The following is a 20803-nucleotide window of genomic DNA, read 5'->3' as shown; positions in this document are numbered from 1 at the left end:
TATTCCTGGTTGCGTTGGGGTCGTATGCAGGTGACGTGATAGCGCCCTCGCCTTCTCCTCGAAAGTGGAAGGCTTCGCGGGGCTATTCGCTGCGACCGAGCCGCAGGGAGGGCAGCAGGCACAGGGCCGCGCAGGTCGCGCCGGCACCGACGAGGAAGGCCGCAGTGATCCCGAACCACTGGATCGCGAAGCCGACCACGGGTCCGGTCACGCCCATCGCGATATCGGCGAAGGCGATGAAGTTGCCCACCGCACGGCCGCGCTGTTCCGGCGGAACGGAGCGGGTCGCGAGCACGCCCATCGCGGGGAACACGAGGGAGAAGCCGAGCCCTGTCAGCGTCGCGCCCAGCACGGCCATGCCCGGCGCGGGAGCGCACCAGATGAGCAGTTGGCCGATGGCCTCGAAGATCAACGAGCCCACGGCCACTCGCGTCGCGCCGAACCGGTCCGGCAGGCCTGAGCCGACCAGGCGCACGAGCACGTAGGCGGCACCGAAGCCGAGCAGCGCCGTGCCAGCCCGCGGCCAGCCATGCGCCGCGTAATCGAGCGTCAGGAAGGCGGCCATCGCAGCATAGGGAACGGTCGCCAGTGCGAGCACGAGGCCGGGTCGCCAGATCAGGCCGAGCACGTGATGGAACGGCACACGCTGCCCGCCGGCGGCGGGAACAGGTGGAAGGCGCAGGGCGATGACCCAGGCCAGCATCGGCGTCAGCAGCGCAAGAACGCCGACACCGGCAAACCCGTGTGCCGCCTGCACGGCCAGCCCCAACGGCGCGCCGAGCCCGAGCGCGGCGTAGATCGCAATGCCCGTCCAGGACATGACCTTGCCGGTGCGCGCGGGGCCCACGCGCGCGATGCCCCAGCTCATCAAGCCCGTGAGGAACAGGCTCTCGCCAAGGCCTGCCACCAAGCGGCCGAGAAGCAGCACGGCGAGCTTTGCAGCGGGGTCGATGGGCAACACGCTCGACAGGCCGTAAGCCAGGCCCGAGCAAGCGGTGAGCGGAAGCCCGAGAAGAACGGCGGCGCGGGGCCCGCGCTGATCGCAGAGCGTGCCCGCCCGATGGCGGGTCAGCAGCGTGGCCAGCGACTGGACGCCGATGGCCCAGCCCACGGTGGCTGCGTCGAACCCCAGGTGGTCGCGCACCTCGAGGGCGAGGGCCGCCAGCGGGACGCTGATTGCAAGAAATCCGAGGAAGACCGCCAGCACCACGGGAGCGAGCCCCGTGAAAGCAGAGGGGGTCCCGAACGGGCGAACGGATGCAGGGGGAGATAGTGATGTCATACCAAGGCGCGTCTTTATGGATCGAGATATTCCCTACTGGGATCCTCTCGACAAAGGACGCGTTGGATGACGGTAACGCTTACGACAGCGCCACGTGGGCTCTGCGGCGGCGACTATAACTTCGTCGCTTCGACGCGGTCAATACCCTTCTGCAGCACCGGTCATCCGTTCTCGCGACTTCACTTCTTGCGAGCCACGATATAGGGGCGGTTGTCATTGCCCTTCGTTGCGTGGCTCTCGGTGGCGAGGATTTCGAAGTCCGCGGCATCGATGTACTCGCTCAGTTCCGTCGCGCGAAAGATGCCTGCATGCGGTGCCTTTCCGATCGCGCGCATCGCGGGCAATGCAAGGCGGATGAGTGGGTTCATATCGCCGACGCAGGGTGTCTTGGAGATGAACAAGCCCTCTGGCGTGAGCATGGTGTGAATGGCATGCAATGTGCCGGAAAGGTCGTGCACCAGGTGCAGGTAGTTGAATCCCAGAACGGCGTCGAAGCGTGCTGCCTCTGATGCCAACGCATCTGCGGTCGCGGTCCGGAAAGCGAGAGCCGGTATGGGGGTCGCAGCGTGTTTCTCGTTGGCGATCGCGATCATTCCGGCGGAGATGTCGGTTGCGAGATAGGCACCCGCATCGCCCGCGAGCCGCAGCGCCGTCGTTCCCGTTCCACAACCCAGCTCCAGCACTCTGGCGTTCGCGTTCAGCAAGGCGCTCGTGCGGCCCAGCGTGCGCTCGTAACCGGCTGGGTCTGCTACTGCGCTCGTCGCATACCTGGATGAAGTCCGGTCCCAGAATCTCGCGTCGCTCTCTGTGCTCATGAAGAGTTGCTTTTCGCAAATATCAGCGGCCGCCGCGCTCTCGCTCGACAAGCGCTCTTGCCTGCACTCTCATGCTGTCGTATCGCTCCGACTTCTCCAGACACTTTGCTGCCGCCGAGGGGCTGCTGCATTTCACTCTTCCGGCAGCCCGACCCGTGAATTCGAACCATCGCGAAGCAGGGTCGTCAATGAAGCGCTTGCCGTTGTAGTGCAGATAAACCTCCCGGTAGTGATGGGCGCGAATGTCGGCATCTGAAAGATGTGCACGCACGTCGTCGTCGGGGAGTGGGATTTCCGAACGCGCCACCGTCCGGAAGGGCCCCCAGGCCGCACCTTCGACGCTGCCCAACGCCTCCTCCAGCAACGCATATTCCTCCGTGGAGAGATAGCTTCCGTGGAGGCTCAGCTTTTTGAGCCGACGCAGGCTGACCGCGGGCAGCATGGCGGGATAGGGAGCCCGGCACTTGATCTGCCACAGTGCAAGCACCTCCAGCTGCGACAGCCCGCGAAGAAACTCGAAGCCGTCTATCGGCTGGTCCCAATCCGGGGTGCCGTATATCGCGAGGTACTTGAGATTTGTCGCGGTCGCCAGGCCACCAAGATCCGACACCCTGCGGAGGTTTTCCATGTGCAGGGCTCGAAGGTTTCGAAGTGCGCCCAGAGGCGACAGGTCACTGAAGCCAGAGACATATTCCAGGACGAGTTCCTCGACCCCATCCATCGGACGAATGAAATCGAGGGTCTGCGGTTTCGCATGGGTGATGCGCAGGCGCTTGATCGATGTGATCGCGCCAATCGCGGCCAGTTGCTCCGTGGTGGGTTCATGCAGCGTCAGTTCGACCAGGCTCGGAAGCGTGAGGACGCGCCGCCAATGCTTGTCCTCTTTCCCGATGGTCGTGATCGTGATGTCCGGGCTTCCCTCGATCACATCGTCGATGCGATAGGCGTATCGCTCTCTGTTTGGAACTATCGTCCAATAGCTTCCATCGCGATCAAGAAAATCGCCGAAGTGATGTCGCATGGTGCCGCCTCCCGAGTTGCATCTGCATTCAATTTGCCAGATTTTGCATCCGCTTCGGCGACAACTTGCCAGCGTTTTGCCGGCGGTGGGCCTCACAAAGGCTCTTCGCCATCAGCCCTTGCCGCCGCGCCCGGTCTTCTTCGGCGCCGCCTTGCGCGCCGGCTTGAGCACAGGCGCCTCGCGCGCCGACCTCATGTGCCCGCTCTCCCCCGAGGTCACGCCGACGATCTTCGCAAGCTGCCGGCTCACGCTCACGTACGCATGGCCGATGCTGCTGTCGTAGTACAGCGAATCGCCGCGCGCGAGGTGCACCACTTCGCCCGTGTCGAAGTGCACCTCGATCTCGCCCGACAACACGTAGGCGAACTCTTCGCCCGGATGCCGCGCGAAGTCTTCCGGGCCGTTGACGCTGCGCGCATGCACCGTGCCGACGACGGGGCTCATCTGCTTGCCGGCGGCAGAGGTGCCGAGGAACTCGTAGGCGAACGAGAGACCGCGGTAGACCACGCCCTTGCCCGCGCGCGTGACCACGGGTCCATCGAACTGCGCGGGCTTGACGCCGGCGCCCGCGAACATCGCGTTCATGTCCATCTCGAGCGCGCGGCCCAGCGCGGCGAAGTTTTCGTACCCCAGCGCGAGCTGGCCGCGCTCGGCGCGCGAGATGGTAGTGATCGACACGCCCGAACGCTCGGCCAGCTGCGCCAGCGTCCAGCCGAAACGCTTGCGCGCGGTGCGCAGGCGGTGACCGAAAGTGGTGCGGTCCAGCGTGGGCGCCTCGTCCTTTTGCTTCGTCCCCGGCTTGGTCCCTGTGTGTGGATTCACGCTTGGCTTTCTCTTTGTAGTGCATGGCGATTCTGCCAGCGGGCCCGCACGCCATCCATGGCAACCCGGATGACGCAGGCGCGGAAGTTGCGTATACGCAAATTGCATTGACGCAAATTTCACCGATGCGGTGCACCATGGTTTCCCCTTGGTGCTTCTTAATTAATTTGCGTATCCGCAAATTTCTTCCTACACTTTTGATCAATGACCTCCAGTACAACAGCGCCCATCGTGGCCGACTACCTCGTGATCGGCGGCGGCATTGCCGGGGCTTCGGTGGCCCACTGGCTCGCCCCGCATGCCCGCGTGATCCTGCTCGAACGCGAAGCCCAGCCGGGCTACCACTCCACCGGCCGATCGGCCGCGCTCTTCATGGAAAGCTACGGCACGCCGCAGGTGCGCGCCCTCACCATGGCGAGCCGCGCGTTTCTTCAGCATCCCCCCGAAGGCTTCTCGGAGCACCCACTGCTCACGCCGCGCGGTGCGCTGATGGTCGGCGGCACGGAACAGCTCGCTGAGCTCGACGCTCATTGGGACGTGCTGCGCGCGATGGACACGGGCGCAAAACGCCTCAGCAGCGAAGAGGCCCTCGCGATGGTGCCCGCCCTCCGGCCCGAACAGGTGGCCGGCGGCGTGTACGAGCCCGATGCGGCCGACATGGACGTTCACGCCATCCACCAGGGCTACCTGCGCGGCATGCGCCGTGCCGGCGGCAAGCTGGTGTGCGATGCGGGCGTGACGGCCATGGAACGCATCGGTGATCTGTGGCGCGTGACGGCCGGCGGCAATGTCTACGAAGCGCCCGTCGTTCTCAACGCTGCGGGCGCGTGGGTCGACACCATCGCGAAGCTCGCGGGCGTACGGCCTCTGGGCATCGAGCCGCGCCGCCGCTCGGCCTTCATCTTCGCGCCGCCCGAGGGCGAGACCGTCGCGCACTGGCCGATGGTCTTCGGCGCCGACGAGGGCTGGTACATCAAGCCCGATGCCGGCATGCTGCTCGGCTCGCCGGCGAATGCCGACCCGGTCGATCCGCAGGACGTGCAGCCCGAGGAGCTGGACATCGCCATCGCCATCCACCGCATCGAGGAAGCGACCACGCTCGCCATTCGCCGCCCGACGCGCACCTGGGCGGGCCTGCGCTCCTTCGTGGCCGATGGCGACCTGGTCGGCGGCTTCGACCCCGATGCGCCCGGCTTCTTCTGGGTCGCGGCGCAGGGCGGCTACGGCATCCAGACCTCGGCGGCGATGGGCGAAGCCTGCGCCGCGCTGGCCCGCGGGCTGCCGCTGCCCGAGCGCATTGCGGGCTTCGGGCTCACGGCCGAGATGCTCGGGCCGCAGCGGCTTCGTACTGCCGCCACCGCCTGACAAGAACATCCCCACAACAACCACAGAGACCATCCCCATGCGTGTCTTCAGTGCCTCCCTCGCCACCGAAACCAACACCTTCGGTCCGATGCCCACCGGCCTCGCCTCCTTCAAGGACCGCGGCCACTTCCCCGCCGGCAAGCACCCCGATGCGATGACGCTGTTCTCGGGCCCGCTGTGGGCCGCACGCATGCGCGGCGCGGACAAGGGCTGGCAACTCTTCGAAGGCATGGTGGCCGGCGCGCAGCCCAGCGGAACGACCACGCGCCACGCCTACGAAACGCTGCGCGACGAACTGCTCGACGACCTGCGCGCGGTGCTCCCGGTGGACATGGTGCTGCTCGGCCTGCACGGCGCGATGGTGGCCGACGGTTATGACGACTGCGAAGGCGACCTGCTGGCACGCGTGCGGCAGATCGTGGGGCCCAAGGTGGTGATCGGCGCCGAGCTCGATCCGCACAACCACCTCACGCCCGAGATGATCGCCAACTCCGACTTGATGATTTCCTTCAAGGAGTACCCGCACACCGACGTGCTGGAGCGCGGGCTCGAGCTGGTGGACATCTGCGCCGCGATGGTCGAGGGCAAGGTCAAGCCAGTGGCCGCGGTGGTCGACTGCGACATGATCGTCACGGTCCACACCTCGCGCGAGCCGGCACGCGGTTTCGTCGAGCGCATGCAGTCGCTCGAAGGCAAGGACGGCGTGCTGTCGGTCTCGCTCACACATGGCTTCTCGTGGGGCGACGTTCCCGAGATGGGCACCAAGGTGCTGGTCTACACCGATAGCGACCAGGCCAAGGCCGACGCACTCGCACGCCAGCTTGCGGACGAGGTGATCGCGATGCGCGACGGCCTCACGGTCAACTACCCGAGCATTGATGCCTCGCTGGACGAGGCGCTGGCCTTCGACGGTGGCCCCGTGGTGCTGTCCGATGGCGCCGACAACCCCGGTGGCGGTGCAGCGAGCGATTCCACCTTCATCCTGCGCCGCATGGTCGAGCGCGGCATCACCAACGCGGCGCTCGGCCCGATGTGGGACCCGATCGCCGTGCGCATCGCCTTCGATGCGGGCGTGGGCGCGAAGCTCGCGATGCGCATCGGCGGCAAGATCAGTCCGCTCTCTGGCGATCCGCTGGACCTCGAATGCACCGTGAAGGCACTCAAGCACGACCTGGTGATGACGGGCCTTGCCGGCACGCCCACGCTGATGGGCGACAGCGCACTCATCGAAACCAACGGCATCGAGATCGTGCTGATCACGCTGCGCAATCAGGCGATGGGCACCGATCTGTTCACGCAACTGGGCTGCGACCTCGCGGCCAAGAAGATCATCGTCGTGAAGTCGTCGCAGCACTTCTACGCGTCGTACTCGAAGGTTGCGAAGCATGTGATCTACGCCGGTGCGCCGGGCGCCGTGACGCTCGACCTCAACACCCTGCCCTACAAAAAAGCACGCCTGCCCAAGTGGCCTATCGGCGTCGCCGCCTGAGCTTCTCCTTTCTTATTTTTCGCCCCACCCGGAGTACCGACGATGAAACGACGAACGCTTGCAGCTCTCGCCGCCCTGGCGCTTTCCGCCGCGTGCCTCCCGGCGCTCGCCCAGGCACCCGCGCCCAAGACGCTCAAGGTGGTGGCGCATGCGGACCTGAAGATCCTCGACCCGACCTTCACCACCGCCTACATCTCGCGCAACTTTGGCTACATGGTCTACGACACCCTGTTCGCGCAGGACTCGACCGGCAAGCCGCAGCCGCAGATGGTCGAGAAATACACGGCCTCGAAAGACGGCAAGCAGTGGAGCTTCACGCTGCGCCCGGGCCTGAAGTTCTCCGACGGCAGCGCCGTCACCTCGGCCGACGCGGTCGCCTCGCTGCAGCGCTGGGCCGCACGCGACAGCCTGGGCCGCGCGATGACCGCAAGCGGCGCCGAGTGGAAGCAGGTCGATGCGCGCAACTTCACGCTCACCCTCACCGAGCCCTTCGGCATGGTGCTCGATGCGCTGGCCAAGCCCTCGGGCTTTCCGCCGGTGGTGCTGCCGGAGCGCCTGGCCAAGATGCCGGCCACCGCGCCGCTCACCGAGGTGCTGGGCTCGGGCCCCTTCATCTTCAAGCGCGACGAATGGGTGCCGGGCAACAAGGCGGTGTTCGTGCGCAACCCCAACTACGTGGCGCGCAGCGAACCGCCCAACGGCCTGGCCGGCAGCAAGAAGAGCAACTTCGAGCGCGTCGAGTGGCTGTACCTGCCCGACTCCAACAGCGCCATCGCAGCCCTGAAGCGCGGAGAGGTCGACCTGGTCGAACAACTGCAGCCCGACTACATCGCACCGCTGCGCACCGACGCGAGCGTGAAGATCGGCTCGGGCGGCGCCTACCAGGGCTTCCTGGTCATGAACCAGCTGCACCCGCCCTTCAACAACCCGAAGGTGCGCCAGGCCCTGCTGCAGGCGGTGAACCAGGAGCGCTTCGTCGCGGCCATGGGTTATCCGCTGGACATGCGCATGGCCTACTGCCCCACCTTCTTCATCTGCGGCAGCCCCAACGAAACCGCGGCCGGCGCCGAGCCCTACCGCAAGGCCGACGTGGCCAAGGCCAAGAAGATGCTGGCCGACGCGGGCTACAAGGGCGAGAAGGTCGTGCTGCTGGTGCCCAGCGACGTGCCCTACCTCAACGCCGAGGCGCTGATGGCCGCGCAGACCATGAAGAGCATCGGCATCAACGTCGATGCGCAGAACCTGGACTGGGCCTCCATCGGCGCACGCCGCGCCAAGCGCGATGCGCCCGAGGCCGGCGGCTGGAACATGTACGTGACGGTGGCCGGCGAGTTCGACGCCAACTCGCCGATCAGCAACGCCTACCTGGGCGCGGCCTGCGGCAACACGCTGCCGGGCTGGCCCTGCGACCAGCAACTGGACGAGCTGCGCACCGCCTGGCTGAAGGAAACCGTGCCCGCCAAGCGCAAGGAACTGCTCGACGCCTTCCAGGCCCGCGCCTACGAGGCCGTGCCGTACATCAATGCAGGCCAGTACTCGGCCGCCTTTGCCGCGCGCGCCAACCTGAAGGGCCTGGACAAGCTCTGGGCCGGCATGCCGATGTTCTGGGCGCTCGACCGCTAACGGACACGCACGACGCACACGGCCATGGGCTACATCGTTCGACGCTTTCTCTCGACGCTTCCCGTCATGGCGGTGGTGGCCGTGGTGGTGTTCCTCCTGATCCACCTGTCGCCGGGCGATCCGGCCGCGCTCATCGCGGGCGACCTCGCGAGCGTGGAAGACATCGAGAAGCTGCGCGCCGCGCTCGGGCTGAACCTGCCGCTGTGGCAGCAGTTCGCGGTGTGGCTCGGCAAGCTCTTCACCGGCGACCTGGGCACCTCGATCTTCACGCAGGTGCCGGTGTCGCAGCTGCTCGGCCAGCGGCTGGAGCCCACGGTGTCGATCGCGGCGCTCACCATGCTCATCACGCTGGTGGTGGCGGTGCCGCTGGGCACGCTCGCGGCCTACCGCGCGGGCAGTTGGGTCGACCGGCTGGTGATGGTGTTCGCGGTGCTCGCGTTCTCGGTGCCGGTGTTCCTCGTGGGCTATCTGCTGATCTACGCGTTCGCGATCCAGCTGCCGTGGTTTCCGGTGCAGGGCTATGTGCGTTTTGCCGAGGGGCCGGGCGAATGGCTGCGCTCGCTGGTGCTGCCGTGCGTGAACCTGGCGCTGGTGTACATCGCGCTCGTGACCCGCATGACGCGCGCCACGGTGCTCGAGGTGCTGCATGAGGACTACATCCGCACCGCGCGCGCCAAGGGCCTCGGCGTGCTGCCGGTGCTCGGGCACGCGCTGCGCAATGCAGCGATTCCCATCGCCACGACCATCGGCGTCGGCATCGCATTGCTGATCGGCGGCGTGGTGGTCACCGAGACGGTGTTCGCCATTCCGGGCGTGGGGCGCCTCGTGATCGATTCGGTGCAGCGCCACGACTACCCGGTGATCCAGAGCGTGCTGCTGCTGTCGGCGGGGGTGTACGTGCTGATCAACCTGCTGATCGATTTGAGCTACCGGCTCTTCGATCCGCGCATCCAGTACTGAACGAGACATGTCCACCGTACTCCCGATGAGTGATCTCCCACTACCCGTTGCGCCCGCTGCGACCCCGTCCGACGAAGCGCCCTTCGTCCCGCCGCGCTGGCGCTGGGTGCGCAAGCACCCGACGCTGATCATCGGTGCGCTGCTGCTGATCGCCGTGGCAGCGCTCTCCATCGCCGCGCCGTGGATCGCCACGCACGACCCGCAGGACATCGACCCGCTCGCGCGCATGCAGCCACCGGGTGCCGAGCACTGGTTCGGCACCGACGCGCTGGGCCGCGACGTGTTCAGCCGCGCGGTGTGGGGCGGGCAGGTGTCGATGATCGTCGGCGCCTCTGTCGCGGTGTTGGCGACGGTGTTCGGCGTGCTGATCGGCCTGTTCGCAGGCTTCGTGCGCTGGGCCGACGGACCGGTGATGCGGGTGATGGACGGGCTCATGGCCATCCCCGGCATCCTGCTCGCGATCGCGCTCATGGCGGTGACGCGCGCGAGCCTCACGACGGTGATCGTCGCCATCACGGTGCCCGAGATTCCGCGCGTGGTGCGGCTGGTGCGCTCGCTGGCACTCACCTTGCGCGAGCAGTTGTATGTGGAGGCCGCGCATGCGGTGGGTACGCGGCTGCCGGTGATCCTGTTTCGCCACGTGCTGCCCAACATGGTGGCGCCGCTGATCGTGCAATCGACCTTCGTCGCGGCTGCCGCGGTGCTGACCGAGGCGGCCCTCTCCTTCCTCGGCGTGGGCGTGCCCGCGCAGACGCCCAGCTGGGGCAACATGATGGCCGAGGGCCGCAACTTCGTGGCAGTGGCGTTCCACATCATCCTGTACCCGGGGCTGCTGCTGGCGGCGACGGTGCTGGCGATCAACCTGCTGGGCGATGGCCTGCGCGATGCGCTCGATCCGCGTCTTGCGCGGCAACTGTGAGCACGCCATGAAGACACCCATGTCCCACGTGGCACTCGCGCCCGGCGAGCCTCTGCTCGAAGTCGACAACCTGCGCACGCATTTCCACACGTTGAACGGCGTGGTGCGCTCGGTCGACGGCGTTTCGTACACGGTGCGCGCGGGCCGCACGCTCGGCGTGGTCGGCGAATCGGGCTGCGGCAAGAGCGTGACCGCGCTCTCTATCCTTCGCCTCGTGCCCACGCCGCCCGGCCGCCATATGGGTTCTGTGCGCCTGCGTGGCACCGACCTCATGCAACTGAGCGAGCGCGAGATGCGGCAGATTCGCGGCAACCGCATCTCGATGATCTTCCAGGAGCCGATGACCTCGCTGAACCCGGTGCTCACCGTGGGCCGGCAGATCGCCGAGACGGTGCAGTTGCACCAGAAGGCCAGCCGCGCCGAGGCGATGCAGCGCGCGGTCGAAATGCTGCGCGTGGTGCAGATCCCCGAGCCCGAGCGGCGCGTGAACGAGTACCCGCACCAGCTCTCGGGCGGCATGCGGCAGCGCGTGATGATCGCGCTGGCCCTGGCCTGCAACCCCGAGGTGCTGATCGCGGACGAGCCGACCACGGCCCTGGACGTGACGATCCAGGCGCAGATCCTCGACCTCATCAAGCGGCTGCAGAAGGAGCTGGGCATGGGCGTGGTGATGATCACGCACGACCTGGGCGTGGTGGCCGAGAGCTGCGACCGCGTGGTCGTGATGTATGCCGGCAAGAAGGTCGAAGAGGCCGACGTGATCGACCTGTTCGACCGACCGCTGCATCCCTACACCCGCGCGCTGATGGCCTCGATGCCCGCGATGAACACGGCGAGCGCGCGGCTCACGGAGATTCCGGGGCTGGTGCCAGCTGCGCATGAGCTGGGGCGCGGCTGCGCGTTCGCAGCGCGCTGCGGCCATGCGCGCGAGCGCTGCCGCAGCGAGACACCGCAGCTCACGCAGCAAGGCGGCGACCATGTGGTGGCGTGCTTTGCTGTCGAAGAGCAATGGGCCGATGCAACGGATGCAGCCGAGGTGACCGCATGACGACGACTGCAGCCCCGCTGCTCCAGGTGCGCAACCTGCGCAAGCACTACATCTCGCCCAAGCGCTGGCTGCGGCCCGACAAGCCTGCCATCCAGGCGGTTGATGGCGTCTCGTTCTCCGTCGCGCGCGGCGAAACGCTCTCGCTGGTCGGCGAATCGGGTTGCGGCAAGACGACCACCGCGAAGTCGGTGATGCGGCTGGTCGAACCGACCTCGGGTTCGGTGGCGCTCGACGGCGAGGAACTGCTGACGCTCTCAGCCAACGAGATGCGGTTGCGCCGCCGCCAGTTGCAGATCATTTTTCAGGACCCGTATGCCTCGCTGAACCCGCGCCTTACCGCCGGCGACATCGTGGCCGAGCCGCTGCGCAACTTCGGCATGGGCGCGGCGGCCGAGCGGCGGGAGCGCGTGCAGTGGCTGTTTTCGCGCGTCGGGCTGCGGCCCGAAGCCGCGAAGAAATTCCCGCACGAGTTCTCCGGCGGACAGCGGCAGCGTCTGGGCATTGCGCGCGCACTGGCGCTGAACCCGAAGCTCATCGTCTGCGACGAGCCGGTGTCGGCGCTCGATGTGTCGGTGCAGGCACAGGTGGTCAACCTGCTGATGGACCTGCAGGCGGAATTCGGCATCGCGTACCTCTTCGTCGCGCACGACCTCGCGGTGGTGCGGCACATCAGCCATCGCGTGGCGGTGATGTACCTCGGGCACATCGTGGAGATCGCGGACCGGGACACGCTGTTCTCGGCGCCGCTGCATCCGTACACCGAGATCCTGCTGTCGGCCGTGCCCGTGCCGAACCCGCGCACGCCCGCGCGCCGGATGCTGCTGCAGGGCGATCCGCCGAGCCCCGCGAACCCGCCCTCGGGCTGCCGCTTTCACACGCGCTGCCCGATGGCGCAGGCCGTGTGCAAGGAGAAGGTGCCCGAGCTGAGCGAACGCCCTTCGTCCTCGAATGGCGGCAGCACCAGCCATTTGGTCGCCTGCCACTTCCGTTGAAGAAAGAACCTCACCGATGACCGACAAGACACCCCACTACGACCTGCTGATCCGAGGCGGCACCGTGATCGACGGCACCAAGGCGCCACGCTTCGATGCCGACGTCGGCATCGTCAACGGCCGCATCGCCGCCATCGGCCAGCTCGCGGGCCACACCGCCGACAGGACGCTCGACGCCACCGGCCGCATCGTCGCGCCGGGCTTCATCGACTCGCACACGCACGACGACCAGGCCGTGCTCTCGCAGGCGCAGATGCCCTTCAAGGTGTCGCAGGGCGTGACCACGGTGGTGGCGGGCAACTGCGGCATCAGCGCCGCGCCGCTGCGCGTCGACATGGATCTGCCGATGCCGCTGAGCCTGCTCGACACGCCGGCCGAGGGGCGCTTCACCACCTTCGCCGCGTACCTCGATGCGCTGCGCGCCGCGCCGTCTTCAGTGAATGTGGCCGCGATGGTGGGTCACTCGACATTGCGCGCGGTGGTGATGTCCGACCTCGACCGCCCCGCGAACGACACAGAGATCGCCGCGATGCAGGCGCTGGTCGAAGAGGCGATGCAGGCCGGCGCCATCGGCCTGTCGACCGGCACCTTCTACCCGCCTGCCGTGAAGGCGACCACCGAGGAAATCATCGAGGTCGGCCGCCCGCTCACCTCGCGCAAGGCGCTCTACGTGACGCACATGCGCGACGAGAGCGACCGCGTGATGGAGTCGCTCGAAGAAACCTTCCACATCGGCCGCGCGCTCGACATTCCGGTGGTGGTGTCGCACCACAAGGTGCAGAACGCGCAGAACTTCGGCAAGACGAAGGTGACGCTGCCCTTCATCAAGGAAGCGATGCAGCACCAGTGCATCGGCCTGGACTGCTACCCGTACACGGCGGGCTCCACCATGATCCGCACCGACCGTGGAATGATGGACGGCCGCGTGCTCATCGCCTCGAGCGTGCCGCACCCCGAATGCGCGGGCCGCGACCTGAAGGACATCGCGGCCGAATGGGGCGTGTCGGGCGAAGAAGCGGCCCAGCGCCTGCAGCCTGGCAGCGCGATCTATTTCATGATGGACGAAGACGACGTGCAGCGCATCCTCGCGTTCGACGACACCATGATCGGCTCGGACGGCATCCCGCTCGGCGAGAAGCCGCATCCGCGCCTGTGGGGCACCTTCCCGCGCGTGCTCGGGCACTACAGCCGCGACGTGGGCTTGTTCCCGCTGGAGACTGCCGTGTGGAAGATGACGGGGCTTACCGCGCGCAACTTCGGCCTGCACGAACGCGGCACGCTCAAGCCGGGGCACCACGCGGACGTGGTGATCTTCAATGCGGCCACAGTACGCGATACGGCGAACTACGAAACGCCGACGCGGCCGGCCGAAGGCATCGATGCGGTGATCGTGAATGGCGCCGTCACCTGGCAGCACGGCGTGCACAGTGGTGCGCGCAACGGGCAGGTGATCGTGCGGCGCGAAGCGGCCTGAGGAGGATCAGTCCGGCGCGTTCATCACCCGATCGAACTCTTCGTCGGCCGGCACGTTGTCGGCATCGAGTTCGCTGGCATCGGTCAGATCGATGCCGGTTTCTTCCGCGAGGTCGTCGGTGACGTCGCTGTCGGTTTCCTCGAAATCGTCGGCTGGCGTGTTGTCGTCATCGTCTTCGGATGGCGAGGCGGAACGCGCGGTGGCGTCGACGTGATTCATGATCGGCTCCTCGGCAGATGAATGCGGTACGGCCCCCTATGGTGCGCCTGTTTGGGCCGTTCCGGTTCATCCGATCGGCAGCGTCGGTGTCGGAAAGTTTCCCGCGCTGCCCGCGCTGCCCGCGCTGCCCCCGCTGCCCTGCGACGCCCGCCGTCAGTCCTTGTGGACGTGGCCGGTTTCGCCATGACCCGCGTCGTGGCCATGGTCATGCCCGTGCTCGCCGTGCGCGAGCCGGCTCACCAGCGTGACCAGCACGATGCCCGCGACCAGCCACAGGATCTGTGCGGCGGTCTGACGGGCGGGCAAACGTTTTTGCAGCTGCGGAATCAGGTCGGCCAGCGCCACGTAGACAAAGCTGCTGCCGGCCAGCACCAGGAAGTACGGCAGCCAGCCGTGCAACTGGTCGACCAGCCACCAGCCGGCGATGCCGCCGAGCATGGTCATGGTGCCGGCGAGCGACACCTTGATGAGCGCCGCGCGCTGGTTGGCCGAGCTCTGGCGCAGCACGACGAGGTCGCCGATGTGGTGCGGCACCTCGTGCGCGAGCACGGCGATGGCAGCCACGAGACCGAGGCGCATGTCGGCGATGAAGGCCGAGGCGATCAGGATGCCGTCGCCGAAGCAGTGCACGCTGTCGCCGGTGAGCACGGCCCAGCTGCCGCCGCCCTTGGGGGTGTGGCTGTGTGCATGGCCGTGGTGCTCGTGCGAATGGCCGTGGCCTTCGTGCACATCGGCCGCTTCGCCATGCTCATGCCCGTGGTGCCACAGCTCGGCCTTGTCGAGCAGGAAGAAGAACACGAGGCCGAACAGGAGCACCGCGAAGAGCAGCGCCGGCTCGATGCGGCTTTCGAAGGCCTCGGGCAACAGGTGCATGAAGGCGGTGGCGAGCAGCGCGCCGGCCGCCAGGCTCAGGAGATGCTGCGGATTCACGCCACCCGAGCCGCTGCGCACACCCACGCGCAGCAGCAGGGCTGCCAGCCAGACGCTTCCGATGCCGGCGACCAGGGTCGCGGCGATGATGACTATCAAATTCATAGCTGCTTGCGCAAGAGGAGCGGTCGTCAGGACCGCATACCGTTCATAAAAAGGAAAAGGCCGTCACACAGGACGGCCTTCGGCGGAGAGTGGCTACAAGGCGCCGTCGTCAGGCGACGCCATTGGCTTTGAACCAGGCTGTGGCGCGCTGCCAGCCGTCGTCCGCCGCGCTCTTTACATAGCTGGGGCGGTAGTCGGCATGGAACGCGTGGCCTGCTTCGGGATACACGACGAAGCTGGATGCCTTGGCCGCCGCAGTCCCATTGGCCAGAGCAGCTTTCATCTTATCAACCGTGTCAAGGGGGATGCCCTGGTCTTTTCCGCCGTAGAGGCCGAGCACCGGCGCCTGCAGGCTGGCGGCGATGTCGACGGGGTGCTTGGGCGTCAATTCGCTCGCCTGCCCGACCAGGCGGCCATACCAGGCCACGCCGGCCTTGACCTTGCCGGTGGCCGCGTAGAGCCAGGTGATGCGCCCGCCCCAGCAGAAGCCCGTGATGCCGGCCTTGCTGGTGTCGCCGCCGTTGGCCTTGGCATAGGCGAGCGCCCCGTCAAGGTCGGCGATGACCTGCGCATCGGGCACCTTGCTGACGATGTCGGCCTGCAGCTTCGGAATGTCGGTGTAGCCGCGCGGATCGCCCTGGCGCGCATAGAGCTCGGGGGCGATGGCCAGATAGCCCAGCTTGGCGAAGCGGCGGCAGGTGTCGGCGATGTATTCGTGCACGCCGAAGATTTCCTGGATCACCAGAATCACCGGCAGGCCGGTCTTGCCGGCCGGTGCGGCCGCATAGGCCGGCACCTCGAAGCCGTTGACGGTGTATTTGATGGGGCCGGCCTTCAGGCCTTCGGCCGAGGTCGCGATGGCAGTCTGCGCCACCACCGGCATCACGGCGGCTGCGTAGCCAACGCCGATGGCGGCCTTCAGGGCGGTACGGCGCGTGGCGCCCTGCTCGGTGCTGTCGCCGGGGCGAAGCGAATCGAAGTCGGAACGGCTGTCGTCGAGTGCGGGCATGGGGAGGGCTCCAGTTGAATCGTCGGAATTCGTCGGACAAGGGGCGTTGCGCGAAAAACGCACGCCGCAATGTAGGCGAAATCGACGCCCGCCTCTATGACCGGGATTTCAGTGGGGTCGGGGCGATACGCCGTACGCGCCGTACGCCCGACGGGCCAGCGCAGCCGCCAGCACCTGCGCCGGATCGACCAGGCTCAGCCCAGCCACCGCCACCGAGCCCTGAAGCCCCAGCGGCACCTCGGTGCAGCCCATGATGATGGTGACGGGCCCGTGCCGCTCGGCCAGCCGCAGCGCGACCTCGGAGAAGCACTGCGCGGCCAGCGGCATGTTGCCAGCCTTCACACCGTCGAAGATGCCGCGCATGATGGTCTGGCGCTCGTCGGCCAGCGGCACATGGCAGCCAAGCCCCGCTTCGGCCAGCGCCTGTTCGTAAAGACGCACGCGGTAGGTGCCTTCGGTGGCCATCAGCGCCACCTCGGTCGCGCCCTGTGCGGCCAGTTGCTGCGCGGTCTCGCGCGCCATGTGCAGCAGCTCGACCTGCGGAAAACGCTCCTGCAGGTTCGCGTGCCAGGCATGCGCCGTGTTGCAGGCGATGGCCACGGCCCGGCTGCCGAGCGCGGCCAGCCGGCCCAGCGCCTGCAGCATCGGCTCGAGCGGCTGGTGGGCGCCGCTCGCGTCCGAAGCCAGCGCGCCGGTGCGATCGGGCACCGGCACCTGCGCGAGCCAGTGCTCGGGAAAGGACTGGTCGCGCACCGGCTCGCCGCGTGCGCGCATCTGTTGCGCGCAGGCTTGCACGAAGAGCCGGACGAAGTCGGCACCCGCCGCGGGGCCCATGCCCCCGAGGATGCCGACGACCTGCGTTGCTGCGACCATGTCTTTTCTCTCTTTGCTCCGCCCGGATCAGGTCGCTGGCTTATCGCTGAAGGCTTTCAAGTTTTCCTTGAGCTGATCGCTCATCGGCAGGTTCAGCGGCACATTCTTCGGCGGAATCGGCTGCATGAACCACTTGGTGTAGAGCTTCTCGAACTCGCCGCTCTTCATCATGTTGATGAAGGTGTCGTCCACCAGCTTCTTGAAGGCCGGGTCGTCCTTGGGCAGCATGCAGGCGTAGGGCTCGACCTGCAGCGACTCGCCCACCACTTCGTAGTCGGCCGGGTTCTTGGAGTTGGCGATCAGGCCGAACAGCAGGATGTCGTCCATCGCGAAGGCGACGGCGCGGTCGCTCTCGACCAGCAGGAACGCATCGGCGTGGTCCTTGCCGAGCACGATGTCCATGCCCAGATTCTTCTCGGTGTTGTACTTGCGCATGACCAGTGCGTTGGTGGTGCCGGTGGTGCTGGCCACGGTCTTCTTCGCGAGGTCGGCGTAGTCCTTGATCTTGGAGGACTTCTTCGTCAAGAGGCGCGTGCCCGTGTAGAAATGATTGACCGCAAAGGCCACGTCCTTGCCGCGTGCGCTGTTGTTGGTGGTGGAGCCGCACTCCAGGTCGATGGTGCCGTTGGTGATCAGCGGAATGCGGTTCTGCGAAGTGACCGCCATCAGCGAGACCTGCAGGTTGGGCTTGTTCAGCTTCTTCTTCACCGCTTCGACCACGGCGTTGGAGAGTTCCACCGAGAAACCGATCGGCTTGTTGGGGCCGTCCAGGTAGCTGAAGGGCACCGACGACTCGCGGTAGGCCAGCGAGATCTTGCCGGACTCGGCGATCTTGGCCAGCGTGTCGGCGGCTTGCGCGCCGGTGGCGGTGAAGAGCACCGCGGCAGCCATGGATGCCATCAGGACGGAGAGTTTCATTCGAGCCTTCATTCGGTTGGATTGAACAGAAGCGCAGTGTAAGAAGGAGTGACACATCGCGACAATTCCAAATAACCCCGGGGTCATGCCCAAAGGTTATGGGCGGGGGCTCTTTTGGCATTTCCGGGCGGTGCGGGGCGCCTCTACAGTCAAGCCGTCTTTTGTCTTCACTCCGGAAAGTTGCCTTCATGCATGTGTGTGTGCTCGGTGCCGGCATCGTGGGCCTGGCCACCGCCTGGCAGCTCGAACGCCGGGGCCATCAGGTCACGGTGATCGACCGCGCGGCGCCCGGCGCCGGCGCGAGCGGCGGCAATGGCGCGCAACTGAGCTACTCGTATGTGCAGCCGCTGGCCGATCCGTCGATCTGGAAGCAGTTGCCCAAGCTGCTGCTCTCGCCCACCTCCCCGCTCAAGCTGCGGCCGCAGCTCGACCCGCTGCAATGGCGCTGGGGCATGGAATTTCTCGCGGCGTGCAACGCGCAGACCTCGCGCGACACCACGGCGAAGCTGCTGGCGCTGGCCGCATCGAGCCGCACGGAGTTCGAGGCCATGCAGGCCGACATCGCACCCGACTGCGACTTTTCCGCCACCGGCAAGCTGGTGCTGTACGCGAGCTCGGCCTCGCTCGACGGCGCGCGTGCGCAGCTCGAGCTGCAGCGCACCATGGGCAGCGAGCAGCGCATCGTCACGCCCGACGAGTGCATCGCGATCGAGCCCGCGCTGGCGAGCTACCGCGGGCAGATGGCGGGCGCGGTCTACACACCGAGCGAATGCGCGGCCGATTGTCTGAAGGTGTGTGCTGAACTGATGCGCGTGCTCAGTGCGCGCGGCGTTCGCTTCCTGCTGGGCACCGATGTGCATGGCTTCGCGCGCAACGGGCATCGGATAGCCGCCGTGAACACCAGCCACGGCGACATCGAGGCCGACGCCTTCGTGATGGCGCTGGGCTCGGCCTCGCACAAGCTCGGCCGGGCGCTGGGCGCGTACCTGCCGGTGTACCCGCTCAAGGGCTACAGCATCACGGTGGAGGTCGATCCTTCGCCGGGCGCGGCGCCGACCGTGAACGTGACCGACAGCGCCCGCAAGGTGGTGTTCGCGCGCATCGGCTCGCGCCTGCGCGTGGCGGGCATGGCCGAGCTGGTGGGGCACGACGCGAGCATTCCGGCAACGCGCATCGAGACGCTGGCAGCCGCCACGCGCGCCCTCTTCCCGCATGCGAGCCGGCTCGAAGAGCTGCACCCGTGGACCGGCATGCGGCCCGCGACGCCGAAGGGGCTGCCGATCATCGGGCGCCTTGACAGCGCACCGTCGAACATGCTGTTCAACACCGGCCACGGCGCGCTGGGTTTCACGCTGGCCTTCGGCTCCGCGCTGCGGGTCGCCGAGGCGCTGGTGGCGTCTTCCGCACCGACGCCCTGAGCTTGCGGCCCAGGCGCCGCCAGCCGATCACCACGCCGGTCAGGCTCAGCAGCGCGCCACCGAGACTCAGCGCCACGAGCAGCACGTCCCACACGGGGCGGTGGTCGAGCAGCGGCAGCCAGTCCCAGCTGTGCAGCATCGCGAACAGCCAGCGGCTCAGACGGCGAAGGTCGTCGGAGCGGCCGATCACCGCGCCGGTGTGCGGATCGACATGCACCCAGGTGGCATGCGCGTCGGCGAACACCACGCGCCAGACGGGCAAGGGCTTGTCGGTGCCGCCCGTCATGGTGTGCGGCTCGCGGGTGTAGTAGTGGCTGTCGTAGGCGGTGAGGACGTCGATGCGTTCGATCGCATCGGGTAGAAGGCGGGTGGCCGCGGTGCGCAGGGCCTCGGGGTCGGGCGTGTGCGGCCGGGCGCTCTGCGCATCGCGCACCGTCGGCCGGCCGTTGCCTGTGCTCGCAAGCACCAGCGTCTGCCCTGCGACCCGCACCCAGCGCAGTTCGCGCACGCCGCCGCCCGTGGCGGTCAGCAGCGCGGCGGGCGTCGCGTCCTCTGCGGCGACCACGAGCGGCCCGCCGTTCATCGCCTCGGTGCGCAGCGCCGGCGCACCGGTGTCGAACACGCGCCACGGGTTCATCGACATCAACCCGCTGAAGATCCACGTCAGAGTCACCAGCGCGAACAGCAGCCCGGTGATGTGATGCCAGCGCATCATGAAGCCCTGGTACGGCGAGTGCGAACCGCTCTTGTAGGTTCGCCGGAAGCGCCAGCGCATCACGCCCACCACCGTGCCGGTCAGCGTGACGGCGATGCCGACGATGGAGAGCCAGTTGACGATGTCCGCCCAGTAGCGGTCCAGGCCCGTGCCGCGCAGCGGGTACAGCCAGTGGATCCACGCGCCCGCGTAGTTCCAGAGCCGCTCGGCGCGCGGCGCATCGCGCACCACCTCGCCGGTCTTGCCCGAGACGTAGAGCCGCGTGGCCTCTGCATCGCCGAGATCGACGACGTGCAGCGGGCGATGGGCGTCGAGCCCGCGCGAATGGGTGAAGGCGTCCTCGCCGATGGCACCGCGGTAGTCGAGCGGCACGCCGACACCCGCATACGCCTGTGCGCTCGCGAACACACGGGCGCGGTCCACGTCGCGCAACACGGCGCCGGTCTCTGCATCGATCACCACCGTTCCGCTGCCCGGCGGCATGCGGCGCCGGCCCGTTTCGGCCTCGCGTGCAGGCACCGCCAGATAGACCGCGCGCCCGCCGCTGGCCGCTGCCAGCCGCAGCTCGCGCAGGGGTCCGGCGATTCCGGCTGCATCGAGCGCCTGCCGAGGTCCCAGCAACGGCGTTGTCGCCGTTGTCGCATCAAGCGGCGGCAGATGCTGCAACCGCTCGGCCTCGGTGAGCTTCGGGTAGCCCACGTACATCATCACCACGCCCGAGACGAACCACATCGCGAAGAAGGCGCAGACGACCACGCCCAGCCAGCGGTGGACGAGGAACAACCAGCGTTTGGCATGCATGGCAT

General features: G+C 67.3%; 19 protein-coding genes. 9 read left to right on the top strand and 10 right to left on the bottom strand.

The features are described 5' to 3' along the window. Positions 1-82: 82 nt before the first annotated feature. From NU688_RS00650 to NU688_RS00635, 4 genes are all read right to left on the bottom strand, one after another. Positions 83-1282, bottom strand: coding sequence for an MFS transporter (locus tag NU688_RS00650; protein ID WP_257858614.1), 1200 nt, complete (start codon positions 1280-1282; stop codon positions 83-85). A gap of 179 nt (positions 1283-1461) precedes the next feature. Continuing rightward, the gene (locus NU688_RS00645; RefSeq protein ID WP_257858613.1) at positions 1462-2097 is read right to left on the bottom strand and encodes a bifunctional 2-polyprenyl-6-hydroxyphenol methylase/3-demethylubiquinol 3-O-methyltransferase UbiG; all 636 of its coding nucleotides are present in this window, start codon (positions 2095-2097) and stop codon (positions 1462-1464) included. A 22-nt stretch (positions 2098-2119) separates the two neighbouring features. Then, positions 2120-3118, bottom strand: coding sequence for a hypothetical protein (locus NU688_RS00640; protein ID WP_257858612.1), 999 nt, complete (start codon positions 3116-3118; stop codon positions 2120-2122). A 111-nt stretch (positions 3119-3229) separates the two neighbouring features. After that, positions 3230-3940: a helix-turn-helix domain-containing protein gene (locus NU688_RS00635; protein ID WP_257858611.1), complete on the bottom strand. Its 711-nt coding sequence runs from the start codon at positions 3938-3940 to the stop codon at positions 3230-3232. A gap of 204 nt (positions 3941-4144) precedes the next feature. Here NU688_RS00635 and NU688_RS00630 point away from each other — a divergent pair, with 204 nt between their 5' ends. Genes NU688_RS00630 through NU688_RS00595 form a run of 8 tightly spaced genes read left to right on the top strand, consistent with a single transcriptional unit; the run spans position 4145 to position 13810 of the window. Then, the gene (locus tag NU688_RS00630; RefSeq protein ID WP_257858610.1) at positions 4145-5305 is read left to right on the top strand and encodes an FAD-binding oxidoreductase; all 1161 of its coding nucleotides are present in this window, start codon (positions 4145-4147) and stop codon (positions 5303-5305) included. A 37-nt stretch (positions 5306-5342) separates the two neighbouring features. Beyond that, positions 5343-6794, top strand: a complete 1452-nt coding sequence (locus NU688_RS00625) for a M81 family metallopeptidase (protein ID WP_257858609.1) — start codon at positions 5343-5345, stop codon at positions 6792-6794. Positions 6795-6836: 42 nt separating this feature from the next. Beyond that, positions 6837-8417, top strand: a complete 1581-nt coding sequence (locus NU688_RS00620) for an ABC transporter substrate-binding protein (RefSeq protein WP_257858607.1) — start codon at positions 6837-6839, stop codon at positions 8415-8417. Positions 8418-8441: 24 nt separating this feature from the next. Continuing rightward, a complete protein-coding gene (locus NU688_RS00615; RefSeq protein ID WP_013540151.1) occupies positions 8442-9377 on the top strand; it encodes an ABC transporter permease in 936 nt (311 codons plus the stop codon). A 25-nt stretch (positions 9378-9402) separates the two neighbouring features. Continuing rightward, positions 9403-10296 (top strand): ABC transporter permease, encoded by an 894-nt coding sequence (locus NU688_RS00610; RefSeq protein ID WP_374684628.1) that lies wholly within the window; start codon positions 9403-9405, stop codon positions 10294-10296. 7 nt (positions 10297-10303) lie between these two features. Next, positions 10304-11344 carry an ABC transporter ATP-binding protein gene (locus tag NU688_RS00605; RefSeq protein WP_257858605.1) on the top strand — a complete coding sequence of 347 codons (1041 nt, stop codon included), beginning with the start codon at positions 10304-10306 and terminating at the stop codon, positions 11342-11344. Then, positions 11341-12336, top strand: coding sequence for an ABC transporter ATP-binding protein (locus NU688_RS00600; RefSeq protein ID WP_257858604.1), 996 nt, complete (start codon positions 11341-11343; stop codon positions 12334-12336). The genes NU688_RS00605 and NU688_RS00600 overlap by 4 nt, the downstream gene beginning before the upstream one ends. Positions 12337-12352: 16 nt before the next feature. Then, on the top strand, positions 12353-13810 hold the full coding sequence (locus tag NU688_RS00595) for an amidohydrolase family protein (protein WP_257858603.1): 1458 nt from the start codon (positions 12353-12355) through the stop codon (positions 13808-13810). A gap of 6 nt (positions 13811-13816) precedes the next feature. Here NU688_RS00595 and NU688_RS00590 read toward each other — a convergent pair whose 3' ends face one another. From NU688_RS00590 to NU688_RS00570, 5 genes are all read right to left on the bottom strand, one after another. Next, complete coding sequence (locus tag NU688_RS00590) at positions 13817-14029, bottom strand: hypothetical protein (RefSeq protein ID WP_042582460.1); 213 nt, start codon at positions 14027-14029, stop codon at positions 13817-13819. A gap of 153 nt (positions 14030-14182) precedes the next feature. Further along, entirely contained in the window at positions 14183-15064 is an 882-nt protein-coding gene (locus tag NU688_RS00585; protein WP_257858602.1) for a ZIP family metal transporter, read from the bottom strand. Between the two features lie 109 nt (positions 15065-15173). Beyond that, on the bottom strand, positions 15174-16073 hold the full coding sequence (locus NU688_RS00580; RefSeq protein WP_257858601.1) for a dienelactone hydrolase family protein: 900 nt from the start codon (positions 16071-16073) through the stop codon (positions 15174-15176). Positions 16074-16181: 108 nt separating this feature from the next. Continuing rightward, entirely contained in the window at positions 16182-16946 is a 765-nt protein-coding gene (locus NU688_RS00575; RefSeq protein WP_257858600.1) for an aspartate/glutamate racemase family protein, read from the bottom strand. A gap of 27 nt (positions 16947-16973) precedes the next feature. Next, positions 16974-17864, bottom strand: a complete 891-nt coding sequence (locus NU688_RS00570) for a transporter substrate-binding domain-containing protein (protein WP_257858599.1) — start codon at positions 17862-17864, stop codon at positions 16974-16976. A 188-nt stretch (positions 17865-18052) separates the two neighbouring features. On the opposite strand from NU688_RS00570, the gene NU688_RS00565 reads away from it, so the two are divergent. Beyond that, positions 18053-19282, top strand: a complete 1230-nt coding sequence (locus tag NU688_RS00565; protein ID WP_257858598.1) for a D-amino acid dehydrogenase — start codon at positions 18053-18055, stop codon at positions 19280-19282. On the opposite strand, the gene NU688_RS00560 is transcribed toward NU688_RS00565, so the two are convergent. Further along, on the bottom strand, positions 19212-20798 hold the full coding sequence (locus tag NU688_RS00560; RefSeq protein WP_257858597.1) for a PepSY domain-containing protein: 1587 nt from the start codon (positions 20796-20798) through the stop codon (positions 19212-19214). The two genes, NU688_RS00565 and NU688_RS00560, sit on opposite strands and share 71 nt — an antisense overlap. Between the last annotated feature and the right edge of the window lie 5 nt (positions 20799-20803).

This window comes from Variovorax sp. ZS18.2.2 (assembly GCF_024701975.1).
GTDB lineage: Bacteria > Pseudomonadota > Gammaproteobacteria > Burkholderiales > Burkholderiaceae_C > Variovorax.
Note: the sequence above shows the minus strand (reverse complement) of the source record. Positions and strands in the feature narration are given on the sequence as shown.